The sequence below is a fragment of the Akkermansia sp. N21116 genome (assembly GCF_029854705.2).
In the GTDB taxonomy this organism is placed as follows: Bacteria; Verrucomicrobiota; Verrucomicrobiia; order Verrucomicrobiales; family Akkermansiaceae; genus Akkermansia.
On sequence record NZ_CP139035.1, the window covers coordinates 892,109 to 910,848 of the forward strand.

General features: G+C 55.7%; 5 protein-coding genes. 4 read left to right on the forward strand and 1 reads right to left on the reverse strand.

Annotation, left to right across the window (positions count from 1 at the left end):
- Positions 1 to 543 precede the first annotated feature (543 nt).
- The 4 genes from QET93_RS03340 to QET93_RS03355 all read left to right on the forward strand — a co-directional run bounded on the left by QET93_RS03340 (position 544) and on the right by QET93_RS03355 (position 15,721).
- Positions 544 to 12,498 carry a hypothetical protein gene (locus tag QET93_RS03340; RefSeq protein ID WP_322190101.1) on the forward strand — a complete coding sequence of 3,985 codons (11,955 nt, stop codon included), beginning with the start codon at positions 544 to 546 and terminating at the stop codon, positions 12,496 to 12,498.
- 155 nt (positions 12,499 to 12,653) lie between these two features.
- Entirely contained in the window at positions 12,654 to 13,007 is a 354-nt protein-coding gene (gene arsC / locus QET93_RS03345; protein WP_280126891.1) for an arsenate reductase (glutaredoxin), read from the forward strand.
- Between the two features lie 102 nt (positions 13,008 to 13,109).
- Positions 13,110 to 13,823, forward strand: coding sequence for a prepilin-type N-terminal cleavage/methylation domain-containing protein (locus tag QET93_RS03350; protein ID WP_280126892.1), 714 nt, complete (start codon positions 13,110 to 13,112; stop codon positions 13,821 to 13,823).
- Between the two features lie 209 nt (positions 13,824 to 14,032).
- On the forward strand, positions 14,033 to 15,721 hold the full coding sequence (locus QET93_RS03355; protein ID WP_322190102.1) for a trehalase family glycosidase: 1,689 nt from the start codon (positions 14,033 to 14,035) through the stop codon (positions 15,719 to 15,721).
- Between the two features lie 362 nt (positions 15,722 to 16,083).
- Here the strand turns inward: QET93_RS03355 and QET93_RS03360 are convergent, their stop codons facing one another.
- Positions 16,084 to 18,681, reverse strand: a complete 2,598-nt coding sequence (locus tag QET93_RS03360) for an alpha-galactosidase (RefSeq protein WP_280131417.1) — start codon at positions 18,679 to 18,681, stop codon at positions 16,084 to 16,086.
- Between the last annotated feature and the right edge of the window lie 59 nt (positions 18,682 to 18,740).

An 18,740-nucleotide genomic window follows, 5' to 3' on the forward strand; every position in this document is an offset into this window, starting at 1 on the left:
ACAGAAGACGCAATAAAAGAGAAACACAGCGGGGCGGCTCCTCTACATAACGAGGGGTCGCCCCCAGTTTTTGGCGCTACGTCAGATTTATTGGGAAAAGCAGGAGATAAAATTGTCTGAATTTTCTTTTCTGGAATTTGAAATATCGTTTGGAATTATTTTTTGACCAATTAATCTTTGGTGTTTTTTTGATTATGTGGGATGTGTTCTCAATAAACTTATAATAAGTATATTATAACCATTCTTTTGCGATCGAGGGGAGAGAAAAATTCAGAAACTGGTGTTCAAAGGCTTGTTACGAAACGTTAGATAAACTGATAAAAAATCCCATGTATGGACTATTCTTTGATACTTGGAATAAGACGGTTTAACAAACCGCTAGATCCGTTTGTAAGTAATTGATAATAATTTTTTTATATAAAATATATTGTCGCAAAAATACTTATTGTATTAATGTACGTTAAGCCAGTAGGGCCAGATAGTTTTTTCTTGATAGCGGTTTGTTAAACTGCTATCAGAGAATAAGATATTTTCTTTTTTGCCATGAAACTCAGACTTCCTCTCCTGTTGAGGGCGGCCCTTCTCTCGGTTGCCCCTGTTGCTTCCTATTTCAGAACCGTGACTTCCGGGACACTTGCCGTGAGTTGCTTGGTTGCAGGTTTTTCTCTGGGTACGGCGCTCTCGACCCAAGCGGAGGATTATTCGGGGCCAATGACCCTGGAGGGAGGTTTGTCAGAGGATCAGGCATCTGCCCTGACCGGAGAGACGAGCTTTACAATCACCGGAACAAGTCCTTTTACCTTTACGGGAGCATTGACCGGGAATTCAAATAATTTGAAGATTCTTGACGGTTCACTCATTCTCAATGCCCTGTCCGGGGTTAACAATATTACGTTGGAGTCCGGATCCTCATTGACGCTGAATAGTACCAATCAGGGTTTCAATACGATCAATATCAAAAGTGGTTCTGAACTGGTGATCAAAACCAATGGAAATTTTGCGGCCAGCAAATGGCTTTATGGTGGAGGGACGATTGCCATTGATATCGGGACGGCTACTCTGCTGGGAGGAAACTTTGTTGTAAACGCTATTCCCAATGCTGCTAATTTTAGTGGTAACAGGTTCACAGGAACCTATGAAATACGCAGCGGGCGCTTCCAATTAAATACTGCGAATAACGGAAAAATAGGCTTTAATACCAATGCCACGATTGCGGTCAAGGATGGAGCCCAGACTTTCCTGTCGATTGCCGATGACGGAAATTGGGGAATGAATTTCAACTTATCCGGGGCAGGCATGTTCGACAATATTGCCGCCGCAATGCGCATCAGTAAGACAATGACCCTTACTGGGGCAGTTGCATTGGCTGCTGATGCAACGATTTATGTCGATAGCGGAGCAACGGCGACGCTATCGCATACGGATGGCATAACCGGAGTAGGACACACATTGATCAAATCTGGTGCAGGGACGTTAAGTGTCAAGAATCAATCCGATGTAGAGACCGTCAATATCCTTTCCGGTACGATTATTTGGGATGGTGCCTCTTCGGCAGCCACACAACCCTATCTCTTTGGTAATACCGTGAATATTGGTTCGGGAGGTACTTTGTCGGTGCTGCTTCCTGATGACAAGGCTGCCTCTCGCCTCATTGGGACAACCATCAATCTTTCCGAGGGGGGGACATTGTCTCATGGTGTAGTCAATGGCAATAAGTTTAATGCCACTTATACAAACGGAATTACGATTACGGAAACGACGGAGGTGGTCGGCGATGCAGCAACCATCAGTGTACCGGGATACATGCGAGGTATTACAACTTCCAAGTTGAATGGTTCCGGAACTCTGTATATCAACCGTCTTAATGGATTTAATTCCGATCCAGGACTCTTTACTCAGTCGACCTTTGCGATTGATGGAGTTGATGATAATGAAGCCAATCGGTTTACGGGAGAAATCATCATCAATAGTCCAGATGACGGAGCTAAATATACTTATTTGTCGCTTAATCATCAATTTGCAGCCCAAAAAGCCAAAATATCGTTGCAAGCTGTGTATTCTGGTCTTTTCCTTGGGGCGGATGAGGTTGTAGTTGCCGGTTTGGAATCACCGCGGACAACTGCCAGGGTTGAAGTCCTTCCCGGTTTAGCCTCCGCCTCTTCCAATCTCACTATTGACTATTCCGGGGCGGCCCCGCTCACTTATACAGGCAGTTTCGGTGCTGGCATTTCAATTTTCAAACAGGGGACAGGAGAACAGGCTCTTTCCGGCGATATGACTGCGTTTACCGGGACGATCAATCTTGAAGAGGGAACGCTGATTCTGAGTGGAGCGACTTCTTCGCAAGGTCTGCAGCTCGGTACGATTACGGAAGGTACTCTTGGCATCGGAACCAAGGTCCAGTATTCGGATCAGCTCTCTTCCGCCGATGTGATGGTTCAAATGCAAACGGGGGGGATACTGGTTATTGATGCAAATAGCGCTTCTCTTGGCAATACGGTTGTTTCCGGCGGAACTTCCATTTCACTTGCTGGGGGTGGGAGTCTTGATTTAGGTAAATTCTCTGTTGTTGGATCAGGAGGTTTACTCAATATTAATTTGGGAGATGCTGATATCAGCACATTGTCTCTATCTGCTACGGGGACAACTCAGAGTATCATCCAGTCAGCTGTAATTGCATCTTCTGGCGACAAGCTGTATACGGCAAGCGGTTATACAGGGAATAATGTCTCCTTCTCCGAAATTGACCTTTTGGTGAATGACAGTGTGTCCGGTGCCGACAAATACTATTATCGGAACGGAGGTTCCGTTACCCTGTCCCAGCCGGAATATTCGATGAATTCCCTTCTGATCAACGGTGATGCCGATGGGGCGACGACGGATGAAATCATCCTGAACGGAGCGGCTCTTTCTGCGGATACGCTGACTTTTGCCTCTTCCTCCGCTTATGGGATCAAGGATGGAGAGACTGCCGGCAGTCTCGCAGTGAAACAGCTTTCCCTGTTTGGTTTAGGAACGCTGACGTTGAATACGGCGTCTACAATCGGGCAGATTACAGGATCCGGAGCACTTGTTCTGTCTCAAAATACAACGATCCAATCGGGAACGACCACATTGACGAGATTGAATTTTAATGGCACGACATTGACTTTGGGAACTGATACGACAAAGGCAGAGTTGTCGTATACTTCTACTGCATTGTCTCTTACGAATGACACAAATCTTGTTTTGAAGAACAATTCTTCCTTGTCGCTGAAAGAACTAAGACTGGCAGGCAACAACAAGTTTTTTACTCTGGGGGACGATAACGGGAGCATCGGCGTTTTGAATACAGTTAGTTTTGTTGGTGCTGATGGCGGTGCAAATGCCACAACTATGAACATCAAGTCCGGCAGCGTGTTGAATATCACGGGTTCTGTCGACGGGACGAGTGGAGAGGGCTCTCTTATCGTGGGGCACTGGGATGCTTCTTCCATCATAAATTTGGCAGGAGAAATGAATGCCCTGTCAGCCCATTTCAGTGCGGTTTCCTCGACAAGCGACAAAGCAAAGGTCAATGTTGATAATGGTGGTGTTCTGAATATCAAGGGGCTTGATTTAGCTTACAAGCGTGATCCCGGAGGAGGGGTGTCCGTTATCCTCAACGAGGGCGGTACAATCAATATTGGTGCGGATGGAATTGGTAAAACAACTGCCAATGACGGTTCTTTTGTATTGACTCTGAATGGAGGTACTCTTGGTATTCTGAATACCGTGGATTCCTGGACTGGAGTCAAAAATATGCTTATCGGAGGTTCTGTTACGCTCAATACGGACAAATATACACCGGACACGACTGGACAGGGTGACGATTACAACGGTTATCTGGGAGGAGTCGGAACGATCACTATCAACGGAACTTTAACAGGTACTGCCGGTACGGCCAATTTAACGATTGCGGGTGGAGGAGAAGTCATTCTGACTGGCCCCAATGGACAGTACCATGGCAATATCACAATTAGCGAAGGAGCTAAACTTACATCGAAAAGTGGTGCAAATGCCCGACCTGTCGGTTCGGCGTCAGCGACTATTACCCTGAATAGAGATTCCGAACTCGCATTTACAGGACCTTCCAGCTCGTCATTTACGTTTGAAGGCAATATTGTCGGAAACGGATTGGGTACGATCGAGTCCAGTACGACACTGAAACTTGTCGATACGGATATTGATGTGGAAACGGTCAATGTTCTGTCCGGTACATTAACCTGGCAGAATACGACGAATGATCATGCTTCCATGCCTTTGGATACGGTGTTTAGACTGGGTGAACGAGCGGTTGTTTCTTCCGGTGCTACTCTTGTGATCACTCTTCCGGATGAAGCAGGTGGAGATAATCGTCTGAATAACATTGATACGGCCTTTACCCTTCAGGAAGGAGGTACCATGACGATGGGTGCCGCCAACAATAGGATCAATCGCGGATTGACGATTGAGCAGACGGCTGAGGAGGGGGACCAGGCGAAGATCAACTTGAATAACTGGGGCAAGCCTCTGATTCTTTCCCAATTGAATGGTGCCGGAAATCTTCTTGTCGAACGGCAAGCAGGTGCTTCGGATAGCTCTCCTAATGATCAAAATAGATTGGAAATCAACGGTGCCGATGCTATTGAAAGCAATCGTTTTACGGGAACAATTCACCTGAGTAATGGGGATGGAGGAGTTACGGGAGGCAATATTCATAAAGTACTTTATCTTGTTTTGGGTCATGAATTTGCAGCTCAAAATGCTGTGATTTCTCTCGATCATGATGGCACCAGGCTTGCCCTGGGTGTTGCCGAAACGACCATTGCCGGTTTGACTTCGGCATTTAATTCCGGGATCGTGAACAAATCGGGATTGGATTCCGCCTCATTGATTGTCCATTACAATGGAACGGACAGCATGACCTATGCCGGCAGTATTGAGGCAGGTGTGAATTTGGTCAAAACGGGAACGGGGACCCAGATATTAAACGGCGATTTGACCGCGTTCAACGGTACCTTCACGGCGCAGGACGGACAGCTGACGGTCAATGGCAAAGCGGTTGCCGGAGCAGAAGAAGGGACGACTCTTCCCGTGGTAGGTTCGGGTACCCGGTTCAATCTTGACGGCGGCAAATTGAGTTTCCCGTCGTTGATCGCCGGTTCCACCTTGACGACGACATCGGCCTCCAATGGTTCGTTGACGGGGACGTTGTCATTGGACGGCGGCAGCATCGTCGTCCTGGATGATACGGACACGCTGCAATATGCCGTTTCGGACGGTGGCAGCATCACTCTTGGATCAGGTGTTGTCTTCGATATTTCCGCATTGGCTTCCCGAGGCTCCGGGAGCTATACCTACAATATGTTCACGCTGACCGGTGGGTTGGATAAGTCCAGGATTTCCATCACCGGGATGTCGATCGACGAGGATTCCCGCGACAAAATCGACTATCGTCTGGGAGCCGACAATCTGCTCCAGCTCGTTTACGACAAGACAGACGTCACACTGACATGGGCCGGGGATTCCGACAGCAATACATGGCAGACGAAGGGCGGCCTGACTCCCTGGATCGCCGAGGGAAGCGACGACAATCAGTTCTACAGCAACGACAAAGTCGTCTTTACCGATGCTGCCGCCGAGAAAACGGTATCGATCGTAGGAACGGTCAAGCCCCGTTCCATGGAAGTAACGGGAGGGGACTATACCTTCAATGCCGGGACGAACGGAACCATTTCCGGGAGCGGTTCCCTGTCGCTAACGGGCGGAAGCCTGACGATGAATCTGGCCAATACCGGATGGAACGGAGCCATTTCCGTCGGATCCGCCAAACTGGTTGCCAATACGGCCGGTGCCCTGGGAACGGGGACGCTGACCCTGAATGACGGTTCTACCCTGGGTTTTGTTTCCGAAGGGCTGGATTCCCTGACTTCGATCAATATTGCCGACAGTGCCACGGCAACTCTTCTGTGGTCTGGCGACCAGGGGACGCTGAATAACCGGTTTACGCTGGGAAGCAATTCCATCCTCAAAGTCGATGCCGGAACTACGGCCGCGGCAGGGTCGTTGACCCAGGCGCTTGGTACCGGTCAGACGCTTCAGTTCAAGGGTGACTTTACAGGGGCTACGCTTGCCGTGACCGGCAGCGGCCTTCTGGAATTGCTGGACAGCACCAAAGCTGCAACGGATCTTCGAAACGGAGTCAGTTACAAGGTCGGCAGCAATGCCGCGTTAACACTGACAGGAAACGGGGATTACAACAGCGGTTCATTGAGCGGGACTGGGACTTTGAACATGGTGGTCAACGGATCGAATTTGTTCATTTCTTCTCTGGGACACGATTTCTCCGGTACACTAAATATCGCAGGTACGGGGAACAACTATCTCATTTTCGGGACTAATGCTTCGACGGCTGCCGGAGAACATTCCCTGTTTACGGGAACGCCGGACCTGGTTATGGATGAAGGGGCTAAAGTGATCATCAACCGGCTTTTCACGGGGGCGACCCTGGCGGAAGCCAAAACGAATGCCTTGACTGTCGGCAATCTTTCCGGGGCCGGAGAATTCCGAGGCGATTATGGGACTCCTGAAACCGACCGGGCTTCCCAGCGTTTCCTTTCCGTGACACAGACGCGGGATGAAATCTACTCTGGCATTTTCATGACGGCATCATCCGGCCGCGATATCGGCCTGTTGAAGAACGGCAGCGGGACATTGACTCTGAGCGGAGCCAATACGTCACAGGCGGATCTGGACATCAACGCCGGCGGCATCATCCTGTCGGGTGCCGGCGTCTGGAAGGGCGCCATCAACCTGACGGCTGCCGGCTCTACTCTGACTTACGCCAATACCTCCGACATCACGCAGGGAACGGCGGTCACCGCCGCCGCCGGTTCGTCCATCAACTTCACGGGCGGACAGACCTACACCCTCTCCAACGAATCGAATGCCATTGCCGGCAGCGTCTCGGTCGGAAAGGCCGGAGACGCGACAGGCACGAAACTCGTCCTTTCCGGAGGATTCGGTGCCGGTTCCATCTCCCTGGCAACCGATCAGGATGCCCTGGAACTTTCCGGCGCCGACAAGGAACTCTCCGGCGAACTCTCCGGCAACGGTTCCCTGAGCGTTACAGGAGGCACCCAGACGCTTTCTTATGCCAATTCCGCCTTTATCGGCGCCGTCTCGGTCTCGGGCGGCACGCTGCGCGCCGGGTCGAACACGGCCCTGGGGAACAGCGACATTGACGTGTCGGGCACCGGCGCCTTGGACGTCAACGGAAAAACCCTCGCCAACAAAGTCGTCCTCACAGGCGGTTCCCTGGCGGGCGGCAACGCGTCGTCCATCGGCGACCTCTCCGTCAACGTGGCCGGAGCAGCTTCCGCCAGCGTGAAAACCACGTCCCTGACCGGAGCCCTGAGCGTCGACAACCTCTCCCTCTCCTCCTACAACACCTTCGCCGCGAGCGACAACCTGATCGTCCGCAGCACGATGACGCTGGGCAGGGGCGCCCGGGCCACCGTGGCGGGCAACCTGGCTCTCGGCGGCTCGCTGCGACTGGACAGCCTGATTACGTCCCCGTCCACGGCCTCGCTGGCCATCACCGGCACGCTGACGTCGACGGCCTCTTCCGGGAACCTCACCATCGACGTTTCCCGCACCTACCTCTCGCAGCTCACCACGGGCAATTACACCCTCGCCACCTATGCCACCCAGGGCAGCCTGACGCCGGAGCAGATCCTCGCCGGCAACGCCTACGCGGACGACAGCTCCGTCATGAACTGGAACGACGTTTCCAACGTCTACTCCTTCAAGCTGGACACCGCCTCGTCCGGCGGCATGACGACCCTCGCCCTCGTCGCCTTCGTCGATACGGACAAAGCCTGGGTATGGGATGGTGCCTCCGTCGCCACATGGGATCCGTCTGCCTCCAACTGGATTCCCGTTTCCGGGGATACGAGCGGCACCAACACAGGCAAGGTCGTTTACTTCGGCTCCCCCTCCATCGGAGAAACCGACCGGACCGTCAACGTAGACGGCGAAGGAGTTGCCCCCATCTTCATGATGGTAGACACCAATACGACCTACACCTTCACGGGAGACGGTTCGATTGCCACGGACGAACTTGCCATGACCGGCATCGGTACGACCGTCCTCGAGAATGCCAAGGCCGATGGGGCGTCCAATGCCATCAAGCGCATTTCCCTGCAGAAGGGTACCGTCAAAGTCACGTCGGATGCCGCCATGGGCACGCCGGAAAGCATCTCCTTTGAAGGAGGCGTCCTGGAATACGGAACCTCCGGCCTCGCCGACGTCTCCGCCGCCATGAGCGTCAAGGACGGCTCCGGCCTCAACCTGGCCGTCTCCGAAGGGGCTTCGGCCACCGTCGGAAAACTTTCCGCCGACCTCGCCTCCGACACCTCCCTCGTCCTCAACAAGTACGGAGCCGGGGAACTCGTCCTCGACCAGGACTTCGCCGGCACGGCCAACGTCACCGGACTCTACGATCTCGCCGACACGGTCAACGTCGCCCGCGACGACAATGACGCCGGCACGCTGACCCTCACCGACGGACACACCTACGGCGCCGTCAACGTCGGCTCCGCCCACACCCTCCGCATCGCCGACGATGCGGAAGTAACGGTGAACTCCATGATCGGCGGCATCGCCGACGAAACCGGCTCCACCGGCTACGGCACGGTTTCCATCGGATCCGGAGCCGTCCTCGCCATCGGCACGGCCGGAACGCTCTCCACGGCCCTGGAACTGGGCAACGGCTCGGGCCTCGTCCTTGCCGACGGAGGAGAAGGTTCCCCCAACACCCTGGCCGGAGCCATCACCCTCTCGACCGAAGGCGACGGACAGGCCCGCGTCACCGGCGGAGGTACCGTCCTGCTGGCCGGAACGATCGCCTCGTCCGACATTGCCGGCAACACCTCGGCCCTGACCCTCGAAAACGCCTCCTTCGACGCCTCCGGAGCCTCCTTCGCCGACACGGTCAACCTCACCCTCGGCACCGCCGACGCATCCGGCACCGCCACCCTCTTCGACCTCGGAAGCGACGCCTCCAAGGCCATCGCCCTGGCCGGACTCAACGTCCTCTCCGATGCCGCCGTCAAAGGCATCGCCGGGCAGACCCTCAGCTTCGGCTCCGGCTCGCTGGCAGGCACCCTCGACGGCGACTTCACCGTCCGTCTCACGGGAGGAGCCGACGGCGCCGGCAGCGTCTCCCTCGACGTGACCGACACCGCCGACCTGGGCGGCGTCCTCTTCTCCGTCGCCGGAGGCACGTTCGGACTCAACGGCCTGGCCGGAACCAACTCCATCGCCATCTCCGGGGGCAGCCTCACCGGCGCCTCCAACTGGACCGGACGCGTCAGCGCCGACACCACCTCGCAGTACGGCGACATCGACCTGGGCGGCCTCACGGCCTCCTCCCTCAAGGAAGCCACCCTCGCCTCCGGCTACGTCGTCAACGGCATCGGACAGGGAGCCGTCTCCCTCGACACCGCCGACATCGGACTCGGAGTCGCCAACACCATCTTCCGCCACGGTTCCACCGGAGCCACGGAAGGCGCCGGCGCCACCGTCCTCAACTTCGGGGAAGGAACCCCGGACGCCAACTCCGTCACCATGGCCGGGGACTCCGTCATGGTCCTGCGCTCCGACGACGAACTCAGCCAGTACTTCCTCGACAAGCTCGCCATCATGTACGGCAAGGACGAACTCCTGCCCGACTACGCCGAACCCGAAGAAGCCTCCAACACCATCAGCCTCACCCTCACCAACGGCGCCCTCAACCTCACCGCCGGACAGATCAAATTCGATCCCCTCCTGCGCACCTGGGGGCTGAAACTCGAGTCCGTCGACTCCGCCTCCGGCTCCATCGTCGTCAGCGGCAACCTCTCCGTCTGGCAGGCCTCCAAGGAAGGTAACATCACCGGGTACGACGACCTCGTCGACTACCGCGCCGTCTACGTCAACAGGGACATGAGCATCACCCTGCCCGGCAGCGACTCGGAACCCCTCACCGTCAAATACCTCAGCGGACAGAAGGGAACCACCCTCGCCATCGACAGCGACGGGACGGGCACCGCCCGCGTCCGCTTCTACAACGACCGCGACAAGGACGGGGAACTCGTCGACTCCGTCCTCGCCGGCAACCTCACCGCCGGGGAACACACCGCCCTCTCCAAAACCGGGGAAGCCACCCTCACCATCGGGGGCACCGCCACCCTCGGCGGCAGCCTCACCGTCGAAGAAGGCGGCATCGCCCTGACCCGCGTCGGAGCCGCCCACTCCATCGCCTCCCTCACCGTCGGCGACGGAGACGCGCAAGCCGCCACCTTCACCCTCTCCGGACAGGGAGCCTCGGCCGCCGTCGGCACCCTTGCTGTCGGCCGGGACGGTACCCTCGCCCTCACCGGCGCCAAGTCCGTCCTCGAAGCCGGCGCCCTGGACGAAGCCTCCGGCTCCATCCTCCTGGGCGGAGACTCCACCCTGAAACTCGCCTCCGGCGCCGCCATCGCCGGCACCGTCAAGGCCCTCGGCGGCGCGGCAGGATCGGGCATCCTCGAACTCGGGGCGGGCACCACCACCTTCACCGCCGCGGGAGCCCTCGACGGCATCGCCCTGGTCACCGGGGAAGCCACCCGCCTCGTCCTCGACACCCCGGACACCTCCGCCACCCTCACCGCCTGGAACGGCCTGGGCACCCTCGCCGGGGAAGGAAGCCTCACCCTCACCGGGAAAGCCTCCTACGCCGGCACCCTCGCCGACTTCGGCGGCACCCTCGCCGCCTCCGGCAGGGACGCCTCCCTCACCCTCGCGGGCACCGGCAGCAAGGCGGCCGCCCTCGCCGCCTCCGGAGGGGGCTCCCTCACCCTCGACTACACCTCCGGGGACGCCACCTACTCCGGCCTCACCCTCACGGGCGGCTCCACGGCCACCCTCATCGCTGGCAACGGGGACGGGACCAACAACACCCTCACCCTGCGCCGGGGAGGCACCGTCAGCGGAGACTCCACCCTCGGCTTCATCCTCAACACCGAAGCCTCCGGCAGCCTCTCCTCCACGAGCCCCCTCGTCACCACCGGAGGCAGGGAAACCCTCGACATCGCCGAGGGAGCCACCGTCCGCCTCGCGGCCGGAGACGGCCAGGAAGTCATCCACGGCACCATGCCCCTGCAAATCGCCCTGGCCTCCAAAGTCAGCCAGCAGGGAGGCATCAACCTCGTCTTCGACGAACTCTTCGGCAAATACTTCGACCCGTCGCAGTCCCGCGTCGAAACCGTCGAGGGCACCATGATCCTCACCACCGCCGCCAACCGCAACGGCTTCTACGTCCACCAGGCGCAGAGCGAGACGGCCCGCAGCGGCGGAGCCCTCATGGACAACGCCCTGGTCACCGTCAACCCGCAGACCACCGACAGGGACAGCACCCTCGCCGCCCTCCTCAACGCCGTGGACGCCTCCATCAAGGCCCACGACCGTGCCGGAGCCAGCCGCACCATGGCCGCCGCCGCGGGCAGCACGGTAACGAGCCTCCTGGGCTCGCTGCAGGCCGACTACCGCTACCAGCAGACCCTGGTGCGCAACCGGATGACCACCATGGGGCTGCCCGACGGGTACAGCTACGAAGGAGACCTCCCCCTGTGGAACACCTGGCTGCAGGCCACCGGCACCTACAACCGCCTCAACACCGACGGGGACGAAGCGGGCTACCAGTACAACACCTGGGGAGGCACCTTCGGGGTCGACGCCAACCTCAGCAGCAAATTCACCGCGGGGCTCGCCATGACGGCGAGCTACGGGAAACTCACCTCGACGGCGGCCGACTCCCTCAGCGGAGACATGGAAGTCTACTACGTGAACCTCTTCGGTCGCTACCAGAGCGGCAAGTGGGGGCACAACGTCATCCTGACGGCGGGGTGGAGCCAGAGCGACATCGACCGCACCGTCCCCTGCGGCTCGGGCAGCTACACCGGCCACGGCACGCCCGGGGGGCAGGTGTGGGGAGCGATGTACGAAGGCACCTACGACATCAGTCTCAACGAAGAGAACAGCGCGATCCTCCAGCCCCTCGTCAACGTCTCCATCCTCAAGAGCAGCGTGGACGACTACACGGAAGAGGGTGCGGGCAGCGCGGGACTCCGCGCCGGCGGCATGGACGCCACGACGGGCACCGTCTCGGCGGGAGTGCGCTGGATGGGCCTGACGGGAGGCAACCTGTTCGGTCGCGAATCCCTGGCGGAAGTGCGGGCGCAGGTGTCGCAGGACTTCGGAGACACGCGGAACGAAGCGCAGGTGGGCTTCGTGGGCGTGCCCGGCTTCAGCCGTGGAGTGAAGGGGAGCAAGGCGGGGACGACGGGCCTGCAATTCGGTGCGGGACTGAGCATCCCGACCGGGGACCAGGGCACGATCTTTGTGGAAGCCAACGCGGACCTGCGGAGCCGGATGACCTCGGCCAACGGGAGCATAGGCTACCGGTACAACTTCTGATAGGAACAGAAGACGCAATAAAAGAGAAACACAGCGGGGCGGCTCCTCCACACAACGAGGGGTCGCCCCAAACTGTTTTAAGATGCCTCTGGATTGTCTGGACTTTTCTTGCGATTCCGTGATACGGAGGGATGTGCCTGCCCGGCAATATTTGCATGAAAAAGATCACCATTTACCATAATCCATCCTGCAGCAAGTCCCGTGAAGCGTTGAAGCTGATTCGTGAGGCCGGAGAAGAACCCGAAATCATTTTGTACAAAGAAACCCCGCCAACGCATGAAAAACTGGCGGAATTGATTCAAGCGACAGGTCTTGGCGTTCGTGGTCTCATTCGCACCGGTGAAGATATCTATGAGGAACTTCATTTGGATGATGAAAAATGGACTGACGATCAGTTGATTGATGTGATGATTGAACATCCGGAATTGATCAACAGGCCGATTGTCGTCACGGAGAAGGGCGTACGTCTTTGCCGTCCGATGGAAGCTCTGCGTGATATCCTTCCCTGAGAGCCAGAATGGGTCGTTGAAGAGCAGGTCGGTAAAACGGTTTTTACCCCGGCCTATTTCTGCTTTGCATCGCGGTAGACGTATGATAGTTTATTCTAAAATATGAATATTTCCTTTTCTCCCCGAAAATCTTCCCGAGGATTTACCTTGATCGAACTTTTGGTCGTCATTGCGATTCTGGCATCTTTGGCCAGTATTGCTTATACGGTGTTTCTGGGAAGCCAGCGTAAATCGGACCGTACCCAGTGCATGGCGAACTTCAATGAACTCAAGCATCTGGGAACCCAGTATGCCGAGGATCATTATGGCATTCTGCCTTGCAGCGGCATGGATGACGATGAGACGACGGAAAATTACGATGAGAGCATGGGATGGTGGGTTGCCCTTGCTCCGTATGTGCTGACGGCTTACGAGCAGCAACCCAGCTCGGCTGCCGTGCCGCCGTCCCTGCCTGCAACGTTCCGTTGCCCGGCCGACCGCAATATGGCTCGCTATTCCCGTACCGATTACGTGGAAGCGACTCCCGACACCGTTTCCTATACGAGTTGGACGGATAACAGCCAGGATCCCTCCAATCCTTCATCCAGTATCCAGATCAGCCGAGGCCAGCTCTTGTCCGGTATTCCATGGCTGTCCGATGGCCAGGCTATGGAAAGAAAGAGCATCCGGACCGATGCCGATTTCAAGGAATATGTCCTGCCTGTCACGGAACGCCATGCCGACTACATTTGCGTGCTGTATGCCGACGGTTCCATCAAGCAGATTGAGGAACCGACGTTCCAGAAGGTTGCCGTTGGATTGAAGGACAAAAACTGATCTCATGTTTCTTGTCCGGCGGAATGATCTGCCGTTTTCTGAAAAAGACCTCCGTTCCGGCCTTCGGGCAAGAACGGAGGTTTTGCGTTGATTGAGAAGTGGGATGGATCAGGGAGGCAGAGGGATTTTTTTTCGGCGCTTACGTTAAAAGTCGTTATTTTTAGAAAGATTACCTGATTTGGCACGTATTTTGAGATATGTTCGTGAGAATGGGCAATACGACTAAGTTGTTGAAGGTGGCGGCGATAGGGCTTGCCTGCTGTACGGTTGCATTGTCGGCAACGGATGGAGGCGACTGGAAATCCCGGATTCCTCATCCCGTTTTTCCGGAACGCGATTTGGTGGATTTGTATTATGAAGCGTGGACGATTGCACATTCCCGCGTGACGAAAGGTCCGGAGGGACTTCCTTCGTCGCCCTACATGGACGAAGCCCATTCGGCTCCGATTTTCATCTGGGATACTTGTTTCATGTCCCTGTTCTGCAAGTATGCACCGCAGGACTTTCCCGGCATGTCCAGCCTGGATAATTTTTACGTACCGATAATCGACGGGAAAGAAATTCCCCTGAAGGTGGAATGGTTGGACAACCCCCCCTTGTTTGCTTGGATAGAGCGCGATTATTTCCGATTTTCCAATGATCGCGAGCGGCTGAACCGGATATTGAATGAAAAGCAGTACCTGCAGAAATTTTTCGATTGGTTTAATACGACTCCCAAAGGATACGCACTGCCCCACGGCAAGAGTTTTCCCGTGCAGAAGAGGCTTGTGACGGATGTCGGCCATATCGGTCATGCCTGGACCGGTTTGACGAGCGGAATGGATAACACGCCCCGTGGCCGTGGCTTGGGGCGCTCTTCCAAAGGGGAAAGGATTGCTGCCGATGATTACATGGTAACGCGCGATTTCCGGGAGGCTATTCTTAAAAAGATCGAGCATGAGAAGTCCGGTAGCCGTGAAGACAAGGAATACTGGACTGCCAAGCACCGGGAATTGGATCGGTTGAAGCATGAAGTGCTCAGGGACGGCTATGACAAAATCCTCTGGGTGGATGCTATTTCCCAACAGGCTTTGGCAGCCATGTGTATCCGAGATTTGTTTGAAGCCCAGGGAAATAGTGAACAAGCAGCCGTTTGGAGTCAGAAATACGAAGATCTGAAAAAAACGATCAACGATGTTTATTGGGATGAGGAGGATGGTTGCTATTACGATGTGGAAATTGCCACGATGAAGCCGTGCCGGGTCAAAACTCCCGCTTCATTCTGGCCGTTGCTTGCCAAAGTCGCCTCGCCGGAACAGGCCGAACGGATGGCCAGGCTGGCGGAGGATCCGGAAGTGTTCGGGGGCAAATATCCCTGGGTTTCCATGCTCCGGAGCGATCCGGAGTTCCATCCCCAGGGCAATTATTGGGAAGGGAGCGTTTGGTTGCCGATGGTGTACATGGGAACAAAAGCCCTGGAAAATTACGGATATGTCGAACTTGCGGACAAGAATGCGGAAAATACCGTCCGCCAGCAATTGAGAACCTGGAAGAATTTTTCTCCTCATTCGATTTGGGAGTGTTACCACCCTGATGCCGACGAACCTGCCGGAGATTTCAAGCACCGTTATCGTGCCAATTTCTGCGGTTGGTCTGCATTGGGCCCTATTTCCCTGTTTATTGAAAATATCATGGGATTCCGGCATGTAGATGCTATCAACCGCGAGGTTTTATGGAGCCTGAAAAAAATAAATGGGAAACATGGCTTGAAAAATCTACGATTCGGTAATATAGTAACCGATATTGTTTTTGACGGAAATGATAAAATCCTCGTCAGCAGCAATGACAATTTTACGTTGATTGTGAATGGACACAGGTATCCGGTTACTCCGGAAACCAAGGAAATAGTTCTGAATTGATCAACCGGACATCTTGCCGGGGGGGCAACCTCCTGTCATAGCATACGGCACCAGAGATAATAGGGAGTCTCTCTGGTGCCGTTTTGTCTTTATCGTGAAGAGGGGGGGACGTTACGGGGTTCCCTTGTTTTTCCGGAACAGGCGGCAATAGGCCTCGTAGTATCGCTTCCCGATATCAATTGTGTACTACTTGACTGGAGACCAGGTTATTTCTTGGAAAACGGCTCACTTCGGCAAGCAGGAGCAGTTGAATTTTTCATGAAGAGGCCATTGGATCGTTATGAAACAAACGATATCAAAGCAAAAGAGGAACCGGGGGTTCCGGTTCCTCTGTCTTGCCTGAGGGAAACAATTGCGACCGATTACCGGGCTTGAAGATAAAGGGCGGCACTGTCGAATCTCTTGCTGCAATTGAAACGAAGTCCTTTTTCCATCAAATCGCGGCCGGAGAGCGTCTGGCCGTTTTCCGCACAGGCTGCCTTGTCGGGAGAGTCGATGTTGACTTCTTCCAGCACGTAATTGGCATCCGGATTCAACCCCTGGAGTTTGACGGTCAATCCGTCCTGGTCGTCATTGGTCTGATAGAAGAAGACGACTGCCTTATCCCGTTTTTCCGGGCTGACGTACATCAGGGATGCCCGGTTGGTTTCGTAGGGGGAGACAAGGCGGTACAGGTCGCCGAACTGGACGACGGGACGCAACTTATCCTTGTAGGCGGCGACGGCTCTCTTGGTGATCTTCTTTTCTTCGTCCGACATTTTGGTCGGATCGGCGTCCATGCCGAGCGTTCCGCTCATGGCGACGTCAAAAGCGAATTTAAAGGGCTGGTTCCCCCAGTGGGTGACATGGGCTCCAACGGCTTTGGCAGGGAAGATATGGGAATATCCCCATTGGATGCGGACGCGGTTCAGGGGACCGGTGTTGTCGCTGGCCCAGAATTCGTGGAAGAATTTCAACGCGCCGTAGTCGGAGCGGGCTCCCCCGGCGGAGCAAAGCATCATCTGCAGGCGGGGATTGGCTTTGACCGTTTCCTGGAAGACGCGATAGAGCCCCAGGGTGTAATTGATCCAGAGGTGTTGCTGGTTCTTGCCGAGGTATTTGGAATAGGGATTGTGGAACGGGCTATTGCAGTCCCATTTGACAAAAGAGATGCCGGGATTGTCCTTGATGATCTTGTTGAAGGAAGAGATGCAGAACTGTTGAACTTCCGGATTGCTTAGATCAAGGACGTATTGGCCTCGCTGGAGGTGTTTCGGACGATCGGGCTCGCACAGCAGCCAGTCGGGGTGCGATTTGACGAGACGGGCCTCGGGATTGGCCATCTCCATCTCGACCCACAGACCGAAATCGATACCGGCCTTGCCCGCTTCGTTGATCAGGACGGACATGCCCTCCGGATGCATGATGGGGGTCGGTTCCCATTCGCCGAGCACACGGGCCTTGTTCGGAAGGCCGAACCAGCCGTCGTCCAGCAAGAAAAGTTCGAATCCCAGATCGTGGGCGGGCTTGAAGAACGGCACGATCGTTTTGTCACTCGTGTTCATGCCGGTTGCCTCCCAGTTGTTGAAGATCGTGCGCAGGGGTGTGTGTCCGTCCCGGAGGCCATGGGCGAGAGCCCAGCGGTGGAGGCGGCGGCTGGCTTCTCCCTTGCCTTTGTCGCTGAAAGTGTAGATGAGCCGCGGAGTTGTGAACTTCCTGCCGGGTGCCAGCGTATAGGCGGATGCCCAGGGATTCATGCCGGCAGTGACGACCAGCTTGTTGTCCGTAGTTAATTCGAACTGGAGCTTGTAGTTGCCCGACCATGCCAGACTGGCGGCCAGAACCTTGCCGCTGGTTTCCGTAGCTTCACCATCTATTGCGAGCATGAAGTGCTGCTGCCGTTCGTTGGAACTGATTATACCCCATTTGTTCTCAATGACTTTGGAACCGGGAGTCAGCCGTGTTTCGTACACGGAGAACTCGTTGGCCCATCCGCCGGCAAAATGTGTCAGACGGAAATCCCCGGAACGGAACGTCATGGCAGCGGATGCAAAATTCGTCAGCGTCACGTTGCCGGGTTCCCGATGGCTGATTTCCGTCCATTGCTCGACGACATTGAGCTTCTTGTGGCTCTTGTAATTGAGGTTAACGTAAAATTCGTAGTTGGGGTCTTTGAGCGTGACCGTAGTCAATGTCGTGTTGGCGTCGAGTTGCCGGGTGTCGGATTTCTGGAACTTGAGAGCTGTGGACATGTGGCCGTCCGCATGGATGGCATGCAGGGCGGGTTCCCCCCAGAATTGGAAGTCATTTGTGCTATTGATCGTAGGATAAGCGGGGTTTTTGGATGCTCCATGCCGGAACATGCCTGCCGTATCCGTTTCCGAGCCGATATGTTGCTGGAAAACGTTGTTGTCCTTGTCAACCAGCAGGGAAATGCCGATATCGTCGGTACCGGCCTGGATGACGGTGGCGTCAGGTATGGCGACGGGTTTGCCGGATTCCATCGTAATAACGGCATCCGCCCAGTCGGCATGGTCGTAATTTTTACCATCGGGACCGGCCAGGGCTTCGAGTACCAGCTTGTTGACGCCTTTGAGGGATACGTCGATTTTGTGGGGTTCTTCACCTGCTTTGACGACGCCGGAATCAAAGAGCACTTTGCCGTCTCCCGTGACGCGGAAGGTTACGGTACCCGGACCTCCGGCGTTGTCATCGACACCGGCAAGCGCCGTAAAGCGTTCTCCCCTGCCGCCCAGGTCAATGATCATTTTGCTGTCGGCATGGGTACCTACTCCTTTGTATTCCTTGCCCTTCAGACTGATGGGTTTTCCGGAGGAGGACCTGTCGGCGCGGACGGAACCGAATCCGGCCGTCATCATGTTGAGATTTAATGAAGAGAGAGGAACGTTCTCTCCGGCTTCCGCGGAGATGCTTGTAAGGCTAAAAGTAAGAAGGAACAGGAGGAAAGGTGTTTTTTTCATGGATAGGATGGGAGGTGACGGATCTTCCGCCTCTTTCCATATACGGGCATGAGGGAGGG